The sequence below is a fragment of the Thermoanaerobacterium sp. PSU-2 genome (assembly GCF_002102475.1).
Classification (GTDB): Bacteria; Bacillota; Thermoanaerobacteria; order Thermoanaerobacterales; family Thermoanaerobacteraceae; genus Thermoanaerobacterium.
This window is the reverse complement of the sequence record NZ_MSQD01000020.1, coordinates 19,912-31,385: the sequence shown is the minus strand read 5'-3', so window position 1 is coordinate 31,385 and position 11,474 is coordinate 19,912. Positions and strand designations below refer to the sequence as shown.

At 33.3% G+C, this 11,474-nt stretch carries 12 protein-coding genes; all 12 read left to right on the top strand.

Translation table 11 applies throughout. The annotated features are described in order from the left end of the window. Positions 1 to 363: 363 nt before the first annotated feature. The 12 genes from BVF91_RS13345 to BVF91_RS12180 all read left to right on the top strand — a co-directional run bounded on the left by BVF91_RS13345 (position 364) and on the right by BVF91_RS12180 (position 11,425). Positions 364 to 510 carry a hypothetical protein gene (locus tag BVF91_RS13345; protein WP_013787914.1) on the top strand — a complete coding sequence of 49 codons (147 nt, stop codon included), beginning with the start codon at positions 364 to 366 and terminating at the stop codon, positions 508 to 510. 36 nt (positions 511 to 546) lie between these two features. After that, positions 547 to 1,578: an AI-2E family transporter gene (locus tag BVF91_RS12230; protein ID WP_085113669.1), complete on the top strand. Its 1,032-nt coding sequence runs from the start codon at positions 547 to 549 to the stop codon at positions 1,576 to 1,578. A gap of 107 nt (positions 1,579 to 1,685) precedes the next feature. After that, positions 1,686 to 4,319, top strand: coding sequence for an alanine--tRNA ligase (gene alaS / locus BVF91_RS12225; protein WP_085113668.1), 2,634 nt, complete (start codon positions 1,686 to 1,688; stop codon positions 4,317 to 4,319). Positions 4,320 to 4,402: 83 nt separating this feature from the next. Further along, positions 4,403 to 4,654, top strand: coding sequence for an IreB family regulatory phosphoprotein (locus BVF91_RS12220; protein ID WP_085113667.1), 252 nt, complete (start codon positions 4,403 to 4,405; stop codon positions 4,652 to 4,654). A gap of 63 nt (positions 4,655 to 4,717) precedes the next feature. Continuing rightward, the gene (gene ruvX / locus BVF91_RS12215; protein WP_085113666.1) at positions 4,718 to 5,140 is read left to right on the top strand and encodes a Holliday junction resolvase RuvX; all 423 of its coding nucleotides are present in this window, start codon (positions 4,718 to 4,720) and stop codon (positions 5,138 to 5,140) included. A 63-nt stretch (positions 5,141 to 5,203) separates the two neighbouring features. Beyond that, complete coding sequence (locus tag BVF91_RS12210) at positions 5,204 to 5,509, top strand: DUF1292 domain-containing protein (RefSeq protein WP_085113665.1); 306 nt, start codon at positions 5,204 to 5,206, stop codon at positions 5,507 to 5,509. Positions 5,510 to 5,832: 323 nt separating this feature from the next. Further along, positions 5,833 to 6,273, top strand: a complete 441-nt coding sequence (locus BVF91_RS12205; protein ID WP_013787920.1) for a Fur family transcriptional regulator — start codon at positions 5,833 to 5,835, stop codon at positions 6,271 to 6,273. 149 nt (positions 6,274 to 6,422) lie between these two features. Then, positions 6,423 to 8,093 carry a ribonuclease J gene (locus tag BVF91_RS12200; protein WP_085113664.1) on the top strand — a complete coding sequence of 557 codons (1,671 nt, stop codon included), beginning with the start codon at positions 6,423 to 6,425 and terminating at the stop codon, positions 8,091 to 8,093. A gap of 12 nt (positions 8,094 to 8,105) precedes the next feature. Then, a complete protein-coding gene (locus BVF91_RS12195) occupies positions 8,106 to 8,435 on the top strand; it encodes a YlbF family regulator (RefSeq protein WP_014758830.1) in 330 nt (109 codons plus the stop codon). A gap of 102 nt (positions 8,436 to 8,537) precedes the next feature. Beyond that, complete coding sequence (gene mltG, locus BVF91_RS12190; protein ID WP_085113663.1) at positions 8,538 to 9,563, top strand: endolytic transglycosylase MltG; 1,026 nt, start codon at positions 8,538 to 8,540, stop codon at positions 9,561 to 9,563. A gap of 16 nt (positions 9,564 to 9,579) precedes the next feature. Next, positions 9,580 to 10,209, top strand: a complete 630-nt coding sequence (locus tag BVF91_RS12185; RefSeq protein ID WP_085113662.1) for an O-methyltransferase — start codon at positions 9,580 to 9,582, stop codon at positions 10,207 to 10,209. A 4-nt stretch (positions 10,210 to 10,213) separates the two neighbouring features. Continuing rightward, the gene (locus BVF91_RS12180) at positions 10,214 to 11,425 is read left to right on the top strand and encodes a peptidase U32 family protein (RefSeq protein ID WP_085113661.1); all 1,212 of its coding nucleotides are present in this window, start codon (positions 10,214 to 10,216) and stop codon (positions 11,423 to 11,425) included. Positions 11,426 to 11,474 lie beyond the last annotated feature (49 nt).

Sequence of the window (11,474 nt, the reverse complement as noted above, 5' to 3'; positions counted from 1 at the left end):
TCATCTATAGTTATGTACATATTATTTTATGTGGCCTATCATAAATTCATAATTGTGTTTACTCATTTCAGAGAGTTGATGGACTTCTATATTACTTGAAATCTCCATTTATGTTGCCGTCTGCTATGATTTATATTTTATCGTTTAACGGAATTTTAAATAGGAATATAATATCATCGAATGTAATAGGACTTTTGGTAATATTATCCGGTTATTCTATATCGTCATCTTTATATTGGAAATAATAAAATGATAGGTTTACTAATTTAAAAAAGTGGTATACTAAAATCATCGATATGTTGAAATAAAGTTGTTGCACTTGCAGATTTACGCTTGATTGAAATTTAAGATAGGAGGGTTATTATGGATGACAAAGGAAAATATTTAAAAGGTTTTTTAACTGGTGCGGCGGCAGCGGCATTTATTTTACCGAGAATCAATTCAAAAAGGGTTAGACAATTAATTCAGATGGGGTTAACTAAAATTGCTCACAGAGCAAATAAAATGTAAAAGGGCTTTTAGCCCTTTTATTTAAAGGTGTTTTATATGAGAATATGCAAAGGATATATTAAATACATTATATGGATAATTATAGCATTTATTGTTTTGTATTTTTTTTATAGGAATGTAAATAAAATAAAAGAAATTTTGTTACCATTGTTGGTTTCTGTTATACTTGCATATCTCATAAATCCAATTGTGATATACATTGAAAGAAAAGGTATAAAAAGAGTACAATCTATAATAATTGTTTATTTTTTGCTGATGATTGTATTATCACTTTTTGCTATTTTTATATTTCCAGTAATTGTGAATGAAATATCGAATCTTTTTAAAATGATACCGGATTATATTAGCCTATTGAATGACAAAGTTAATAATATTAAAAATGATTATTTATCGTACTTGCCAAAAGAATTTAATAAAATATTCATTAAGCGAGCAAATATGTTTGATAAGCAAATGGAATTGATAGTTGACAGAGCAATGCAAAGTGTTATTTCAATGACAAGTCATCTTGTAAATTTGATATTATCACCTATTATTACTTTTTACTTACTAAAAGACAAAGAAGTTTTAAAAAATGGCATTAACGAGTTTATACCACAAAAAATGAGAGGAACTTTTTTGAAGATTTTAAAAGATATCGACTATGTCTTAAGTAATTATATTAGAAGCCAAATATATATTTCATTAATAGTGACAGTTTTGACGTCAATAGGACTGATGATATTAAGAGTAAAGTATTCTTTGTTAATAGGTATATTAGCTGGCATATTAAATGTAATACCGTATTTCGGACCTATATTAGGTTCGATTCCAGCAGTTGTCATGGGGCTTATGGATTCATTTTATAAAGGCGTATGGTCATTTGTTGTGTTTTTTTTAGTACAGCAAATCGAAAGTGCCATAATAGCTCCAAAAATAATGAGCGACAATGTAGATTTACATCCTATAACAGTTATAATTGCTCTTTTGGTAGGAGAGCAGTTTTTCGGAATATTAGGTATGCTTTTGTCAGTTCCTGTCGTAGCTGTGGCAAAAGTGATATTTAAGGATATTTTTATGGAGTTATAATTGCAATTGTTGACTTTAATTAGGCTTTCTTGTAAAATATACATAAAAAGAGAAGGTTTCTGCCGTCCCTTGTAGGGCGTTTTTTTGTAAACATAAGGAGGATATTTATGGAAAAACTCGGAATGAATGAGATAAGGGAGAAATATCTTAGTTTTTTTGAAAGCAAAGGACATTTGAGATTGCCAAGTTTTTCACTTGTACCCAAAAATGACAAAAGTTTGCTGCTTATCAATGCTGGAATGGCTCCTTTGAAACCGTATTTTACCGGTAAGGAAATTCCACCAAGCAAAAGAGTTACTACATGTCAGAAATGCATTAGGACTCCTGATATAGATAGAGTTGGAAAGACGGCAAGGCATGGGACTTTTTTTGAAATGCTGGGCAATTTTTCTTTTGGTGATTATTTTAAGAAAGAAGCAATACCATGGGCATGGGAGTTTGTGACGAAAGTCTTAGAATTGCCAGAAGATAGATTATGGGTGACTATTTATGAAAACGATGATGAGGCTTTTGAAATATGGAATAAAGTTGTTGGACTTCCACCAGAGAGAATTGTCAGAATGGGTAAAGAAGATAATTTTTGGGAGATTGGAACAGGACCATGTGGACCGTGTTCAGAAATATATTTTGACAGGGGGGAGGACAAGGGCTGTGGGAAACCTACTTGCGGTGTTGGTTGTGATTGCGACAGATTTATTGAGTTTTGGAACCTTGTGTTTACGCAATTTGACAAAGATGCAGAAGGGAACTACAATCCACTGCCTAAGCCAAATATAGATACAGGTATGGGACTTGAAAGAATAGCGACCATAATGCAAGAGGTTGACAGCATATTTGATGTTGATGTAATTCGTGGTATTACTGATTATGTTGGTAAAATGGCTGGTGTAAAATATGGTGCTGATAAGAAAAGCGATGTATCTTTAAGAGTTATTACGGATCATATTAGAGGGGTTACTTTCATGATATCTGATGGAATATTGCCATCAAATGAAGGTAGAGGATATGTCTTAAGGAGATTATTAAGAAGAGCAGCAAGATATGGCAAGCTATTAGGACTTGATAGGCCATTTCTATATGATGTAGTGGATGTTGTTGTTGAACATTATAAAGGTGCGTACCCTGAAATACAAGAAAGAAAAGAATACATAAAAAGTGTAATAAAAAAAGAAGAAGAACGATTTAAAGAGACGATTGATCAAGGATTAGATATACTTGATGGATATATCAATGATTTGAAGGCTTCAGGGAAAAATGTATTGGATGGCAGCAAAGCATTTAAACTGTATGACACATATGGTTTTCCCATTGAGCTTACTAAAGAAATATTGAGCGAATCTGGTATGTCGGTAGATGAAAGTGGATACCAAAAGGAATTAGAGAACCAGAGATTAAGAGCCAGAAGCAGCAGAAAAGAAGATAATGCCCTTTGGGAAAAGGATATTTATTCGACCATGAAAGATATCGAAACAAAGTTTGTTGGTTATGAGGTATTTAAATCGGATGCGAAAGTTTTGGCTATTATAAAGGATAACGAGCTTGTTAATTCTGCTGAAGCGGGAGAAGAAGTAAATATTATTTTAGATACGACGCCGTTTTATGCAGAAAGCGGTGGCCAAGTTGGAGACAGCGGCATAATAAAAAGTGAAGATGTCTATATTAACATAAAAGATTGCAAAAAAGCTGGTGGGAATAAATTTGTCCATATCGGCACTATTGAAAGAGGCATTTTAAATGTAGGTGATACAGTAGAGGCTATAATAGATGAGAAGAATAGAATGAGCACAGCAAGAAATCATACTGCGACACATTTACTGCATAGTGCCTTGAGAAAGTTTATAGGCGACCATGTACATCAAGCAGGATCTTTGGTTACGCCAGATAGGCTTAGATTTGACTTTACTCATTATCAAGCGCTTACTGCTGACGAAATTAAGATGATAGAAGATGAGGTTAATGAGAAAATCTACGAAAGCATCGATGTGTCGATTGACATTATGTCACAGGATGAAGCTATCAAAAAAGGTGCGATGGCACTCTTTCAAGAGAAATATGGTGATGTGGTAAGGGTCGTAAATATTTCTGATTACAGCAAAGAGCTTTGTGGAGGAACCCATGTCACTAATACTATTCAGATAGGAGCTTTTAAAATCATTGCGGAAAGTGGTGTCGCCGCAGGTGTCAGGAGAATTGAAGCTGTGACAGGGTTAGGCGCTTTAGAATTTTTGAACAAAAAAGGAGAATTAATTTCTAATATAGAACAGATACTAAAGGTTAATGAAAAAGACATTGTGGATAGGATCGCTGATTTAAGTCAAACTATAAAGGACTTAGAAAGACAATTGGAACAGCTAAAATCAAAAGTAGTGTTATCAATGTCAGACAAGTTAATTAATTCTGCAGAGGACATAAATGGAATAAAATTTGTTAGTGCTACATTAAATGATTTGGATGTAGATGAGCTTAAGATGATGGGAGATATACTTAAGGACAGATTAAAAAGCACTGTTATAATACTTGCTACAATTAGAGATGAAAAAATTAATTTTGTAGGAATGGCGACGAAAGATGCCGTTGAGCGGGGAATTAACGTTGGCAATATCATAAGGGAAATATGCCAAGTTACAGATGGCAAAGGCGGTGGACGAGCTGATATGGCTCAAGGTGTCGGCAATAATTTAGAAAAGATAAATATAGCTTTAGAAACTTCAAGATCTTTGTTCATTGAAAAACTTAAATAAAAATTTAACTTGACTACTATTCATAGTTTAATATATTATAGTCGTATAATATATTAAATGAAAATCCCATAGAGGTGATAAAAATGGCTGACCGCAATGATGAAACCGTAAGATTTCATTTTGAAAATGAAGACGGTAAAGCAAAAGACATACTGAATTCTGTATATGATGCTTTGTTGGAGAAAGGATATAATCCTATAAATCAGATAGTTGGTTATATTTTGTCAGGTGATCCTACATATATAACAAGCCATAAAAATGCTCGAAATCTTATAAGAAAGATTGAGAGAGATGAATTAGTTGAGGAATTAGTTAAAAATTATTTAGAGAAATAGAGTTTAGCCTCACACGTCTTATAAGTGTGAGGCATATTGTATGCGTGAATGGAGAGAGTAGAATTGCGCACAATAGGTTTAGACGTTGGTGATAAAACCATAGGTATTGCTGTTAGTGACCCATCAGGGCTTATAGCACAAGGAATTAAAACCATAAGAAGAGAAAGTTTAGATAACGATGTATTTGAGATAAAGAAGATTATAGATGCGTTTAAAGTAGAGGAAATTGTCGTTGGTTTTCCTAAAAATATGAATGGTACAATAGGTGCTCAAGGGCAGAAAGTGATCAATTTTGTGGAGTATTTAAAAAAAGAAATTGATTTACCAATAATGTTGTGGGATGAAAGGTTGACGACAGTCGAGGCTAATAGGATGCTTGTGGAAAATGCTGATATGAGAAGGGACAAGAGAAAAAAAGTCATAGATAAACTGGCAGCCACGATAATTCTACAAGGGTATCTTGATTATAAAAGGAAATCAATTTAACTTGACAGGAAATTTTTTGTATACTACAATGGGATTATCGGTATAAGAAATGAGGTGATTTTGTTGGATAACGAATTTAATAATGACATTATTGAGCTTATCGACGAAAATGGCAATGAAGTAGATTTTGAACTAATTTCATCTTTTGAACTTGATGACACAAGGTATGCTGTTGTTGCACCGATAGACAGTGACAGCGATGATGCGTATATTTTGAGAGTTGAGCAAGATGAAAATGGTGAGGACATATTTGTCGGAATAGATGACGAAGATGAGTTTAATGATGTAGTAGAAGCTTACAACGAATTATTGGAAGAATATGAATGTGATGATGATTGTGACTGCCACCACCATCATGATGACGAATAGATATACCTTGAAGGTATATCTATTTTTTATTAAGCAAAACTCTCACGGATAACAAATATTACCTGGGAAATAACACCATCAAAACTTTCCTTTTTATTGTCGTTTTCAAAAAATACGTTATTTATCTTAAAAGATTGATGATTTATGTGCAAATAAAGGATTTATAAAAATATTTTTAATTTCAATTGAAAATACATCTTTTTTTGTGTTAATATAAGGCTATATTAATGATACATCTAATTTTATTTTTGCAAAAATAGTTGACAATTGAGAATGTAATGCATAAACTTTTATAAACAGGTAAAATGTAAGGTGGTGAAAAAGTGAACGAAATAGATGATATAAAGGAGAATTTGAAGCAAAAGGGATTTAAGTTGACCACACAGAGAAGGGCAATACTTGACGTTATAATAGAAAATCGCGAAAAGCATCTGTCTTCAGAGGAAATATATGATCTCGTAAAGGAAAAATATCCAGAGATAGGTCTTGCTACTGTCTACAGGACTTTACAGCTCTTTGATGAAATGGGCATAATATACAAATTAAACTTTGATGATGGACGCAGCAGATATGAGCTTTATCACAATGAAGATCATCAGCACCACCATTTGATTTGTTTAAAATGTGGTAGTGTGATAGAGATGGAAGGGGATTTGTTAGAAAACTTAGAAGAAGCGATAGAAAATACGAAAAACTTTCAAATAATCGATCACAATGTAAAATTTTTTGGGTATTGTAGCAAGTGCAAACAAAATAAAAATTAGGCCTGTCAGATTGACGGGCTTAATTTTTTATATCCACTTGAAGATGAGCACTAAATAAAGTATAATACAATTAATTAGTGTGTTGTACGGGTAATGTTTTATTGTTGTTGGTTAAAATATTATTAGCGATATTAACGAAGAAGGGAGACATGTATTTGACAAATAAGACAAAATTAAAAATCATACCTTTGGGCGGGTTAAATGAGATCGGGAAAAATATGACTGTAATTGAGTACGGAAACGACATTATTGTCATTGACTGCGGTCTTGCTTTTCCTGATGACGAGATGTTGGGGATAGACCTTGTCATCCCGGATATTTCGTATTTATTAAAAAACAAAGAAAAAGTTAAAGCTATCGTTTTAACGCATGGGCATGAAGACCACATTGGAGCTTTGCCTTATGTTTTAAGACAATTAAATGTTCCTGTGTATGGGACGCGTTTGACGCTTGGCTTAGTTGAGTACAAATTAAAAGAAAATGGGCTTTTAAGAGATAGCAAATTGGTAACGGTAAAACCTCGAGAGACAGTGACGTTTGGTCAACTTAGAGTAGAGTTTATAAGAACGTCTCACAGCATTGCTGATTCGGCAGCACTGGCTATTCATACACCTGTTGGAGTTGTATTTCACTCTGGTGATTTTAAGATAGATTTTACTCCAATTGGTGGAGAAGTGGCTGATTTTCACAGATTTGCCGAATTAGGAGAACAAGGTGTTCTTGTCATGATGTGTGATAGCACAAATATCGAGAGACCAGGTTATACGATGTCTGAGAGAACTGTTGGAGACACATTTGACAATATATTTAGAAAAGCTGAACAGAGGATAATCGTAGCTACATTTGCATCAAACATTCATCGCGTCCAACAGATAATTGATTCTGCTTATAAGTATGGAAGAAAAGTTTCGATTTCAGGGCGAAGTATGATAAATGTCATTAATGTTGCCAACGAATTAGGGTATTTAAGCATACCAGAAGGTACACTTATAGACATCGATGAAGCCAATAAACTTCCATATAGTGAAGTGGTCATTATTACCACTGGCAGCCAAGGAGAGCCCATGTCAGCGTTGACAAGAATGGCATCTTCAGAACACAAAAAGGTTGAGATAGTGCCGGGTGATACAGTTGTAATATCTGCTTCTGCCATACCTGGTAACGAAAAATTAATATCAAGGGTGATAAATCAACTGTTCAAAAAAGGCGCAGAAGTAATATACGATGCATTGGCCGATGTACATGTATCTGGACATGCATGCCAAGAAGAAATCAAATTGCTCCACACACTAATAAGACCACAATTTTTTATTCCCGTACATGGAGAATATAGGCATTTGAAGCAACATGCAAAGTTAGCCGAAGATCTTGGCATGGATCCTAAAAACATATTTATTGCTGATAATGGTACAGTGATTGAATTTACAAAGAATTCAGGTCGGATTGCCGGTACAGTAACTGCAGGCAAAGTATTGGTTGATGGCTTAGGCGTTGGCGATGTAGGAAATATAGTCTTAAGAGATAGAAAGCATCTTTCTCAAGATGGTTTATTGGTGGTAGTTGTTACTATATCTAAAGAAAAAGGTTCTGTAATCGCTGGACCTGATATAATATCGAGAGGTTTCGTATATGTGAGAGAATCAGAAGATTTGATGGAGGAAGCCAAAAATCTTGTTAAAGAAACTCTTTCACAGTGTGAAAAGGATGATATAACGGAATGGTCATCTATAAAGACTATGATTAAAGAATGTTTAAGCAGCTTTTTATATGAAAAAACAAAGAGAAATCCAATGATATTACCTATAATAATGGAAATATAGGAGGATTAAGATATGAACGTATACGATAAAGCGTATGAATTAAAAAGAGCAATAGAAGAACTGCCTGAATATAAAGCATTTAAAGATGCATTCAAAAAAATTGAGTCAAATGAGCAAAATAAAAAAATGTTAGAAGATTTTAGAAAAAAACAATTAGAAATTCAGACGAAAGAACTGACGGGAAAAGAAATAACAAAAGAAGATGAAGAAATGCTGAAAAAGCTTTATGATATACTGAGCTTAAATCCCGAATTAAATGCTTATCTTTCTGCAGAATACAGTTTTTCTAGGATAATGGATGACATTACAAAGATTATAATGGATGTTGTTAATTTAAAATAACAAATAAAAACAAGTAGGCTAAAAACCTTACTTGTTTTTATTTGTATATAATTATATAATCTTTGTATAAAGTGTCGATTTTTGATTTGAGGAGAGCTCATGATGATAAATGTAAAGGGGAAAGTAAAGAAAAGATCTCTTGTTGCTATTGTTATTGTAGTTTTTTTTATCATATCAGCGGCTATATATTATGAGAGTCTATTTAAGCCTGTTGATGATAATTCGACTGAAAAAGAAGTTATCATACCACAAGGTGCATCGACTTTAGAAATAGCTAAGATATTGCGAAATAAAGACTTAATAAAAAGTGAGTGGTTTTTTATTTTTCGTTCAAAGTTTTACAATGATGGCGTCCAAATGAAAGCGGGGAAATATCTTTTGAGTTCAAATATGACTACGGATGAGATAATTGAGAAGTTGAAAGAAGGAAAGGTTGTATTAGACACTGTTAAATTTACTATACCTGAAGGATTTACTGTAAGTGAGATTGCAGACCGTTTGCAACAGATGGGGATAGTAAAGAAAAGCGATTTTATGAATGAAGCTCAAAATGGTGTGTTTAATTATGAGTTTTTAAAGGATATTCCTAAAGATAGACCAGACCGTTTAGAAGGATATCTTTTTCCTGACACATATATTATAAAGAAAGGAACCAGTGCTCATGATATTATAAATCTCATGCTGTCAAGGTTTGATGAAATATATAAATCTTATATAAAAGGGAAAGAGACGAATGTTGGCATGACTACAGACAAAATTGTGATAATAGCATCAATGATTGAGAAAGAAGCTAAAATAGACAAAGATAGACCACTTATTGCTGGTGTAATATACAACAGGCTAAATAAAAACATGAAATTGCAGATTGACGCTACTGTGGAATATGCTTTAGGAGAGCACAAAGACAAATTATCTCTTGATGACTTAAAAGTTAATTCACCATATAATACTTATTTGCACTATGGATTGCCAATAGGGCCAATTAGCAATCCGGGTTTAAAATCCATAGAAGCAGCTATAAACCCTGCAAAACATGATTATTACTATTATGTGGCTCAAAATGACGGTTCTCATATTTTTAGCAGGACTTATATAGATCAGTTGAATGCGGAAAAAAAGGTTAATTGATTTAGAGGTGCCGTTTATGATAGATAGCGACATAAAATTTATAAGGCAATTGTTTGATGTAAGTCAAGGGCTGCTTAAAGAAATCGAAAGTTATGCAAGTGATAATTTTATTCCAATCGTAAAACCTGAAGTTGCGAAATTTTTGGAGACAATTATAAAAATCAAGCAACCAGAAAATATTTTAGAAATAGGCACAGCCATTGGCTATTCTTCTATCGTGATGCTATTAGCTTATGAAAATTGTAAAATTCTTACCATCGAGAAAGACATGGAGATGGCTGAGATTGCAAAAGAGAATTTTCTTAAAGCATCTCTATTAGATAGGGTTGAACTTATAAAAGGTGATGCTTTGGACGTTTTGCCTTGTCTTAATAAAAAGTATGACTTAATATTTATTGATGCAGCAAAAGGCCATTACAAGGAATTTTTTGACGAATCTTTAAGGCTATTAAGCGATAGAGGCATTTTGATTTGCGATAATATTTTGTATAAAGGTTATGTTGCTGCTGAAAAGCATGTAAAACATAAGCGGAGAACGATAGTTTATAGGATGAGAGATTTTATTTTATATGTTTTAAACAAGACAGGAATATCTACGTCGATTATTCCTATTGGTGATGGTTTGTCTATAAGCGTAAAGGAGTGAAAAAATGGTTGAGTTATTATCACCGGCCGGTGATTTAGAGAGGGTAAAAGTTGCGATAAATTATGGAGCAGATGCCGTTTATTTCGGTGGAAACAATTATGGACTTAGAGCTACAGTCGGCTTTAGCATGGATGAGATCAAATATGCAGTTGAATATGTTAAAAATCATGGTAAAAAAGCTTATTTAACTGTAAACATATTTCCTCACAATGATGATCTCATAGGATTGCCAGAATATATATATGAAGTTAGTAAAACTGGAATAGACGCAGTGATAGCTTCTGATCCAGGTGTATTTTCGATAATCAAGGAAGTTGCACCAAAACTTGAGATTCATATAAGCACACAAGCTAACAACGTTAATTATAGAAGCGCAATTTTTTGGCATGAATTAGGGGCAAAGCGCATTGTTTTGGCTAGAGAATTGTCTTTGGAAGAGATAAAGCAGATAAGACAAAAAACTCCAAACGATTTAGAATTGGAGGTTTTTGTTCACGGTGCAATGTGCATTTCATATTCCGGAAGATGCCTTCTAAGTAATTATTTAACAGGAAGAGATGCAAACAAAGGCGAATGTACGCATCCATGCAGGTGGAAGTATTATCTTGTTGAAGAAAAAAGGCCTGGACAGTATATGAGAATAGAGGAAGATGACAGAGGGACATATATAATGAATTCAAAAGATCTATGCATGATAAAATACATTCCAGATATTATCAAAGCTGGCGCAACCAGCCTAAAGATAGAAGGCAGAAACAAAAGCTCGTATTATGTTGCTGTTGTGACAAAAGCTTATAGAAAAGCAATTGATGATTATCTGGAATTTGGCGATAGATATGTTTTTGATGAAGGCCTTTTAGAAGAATTGGGGAAAGTCAGCAATAGAGACTTTACGACTGGTTTTTATTTTGGGAAACCTGGTTCTGAATCACACAATTATGATTCTTCCTCATACATCAGGAATTACAATATTGTTGGAATGGTGATTGATTACGATGATAAAAGTGGAATGGCTGTAATAGAGCAAAGAAACAGATTTTTTTTAGGTGATATAATAGAGATCATAGGTCCTAAAGACATGTTTGTGGAGACTATTGATAAAATGTATGATATAGAAGGCAATGAAATCGGAGTTGCACCGCATCCACAGATGATTGTAAAGATTCCATTAAAGAGGAAGGTAGAAAAATATTACATTCTTAGAAAAAAAGCATAGCTTAGTGAATGTTAAACTCCTTTAAGGGAAATAATAAACCCGGAAAGGA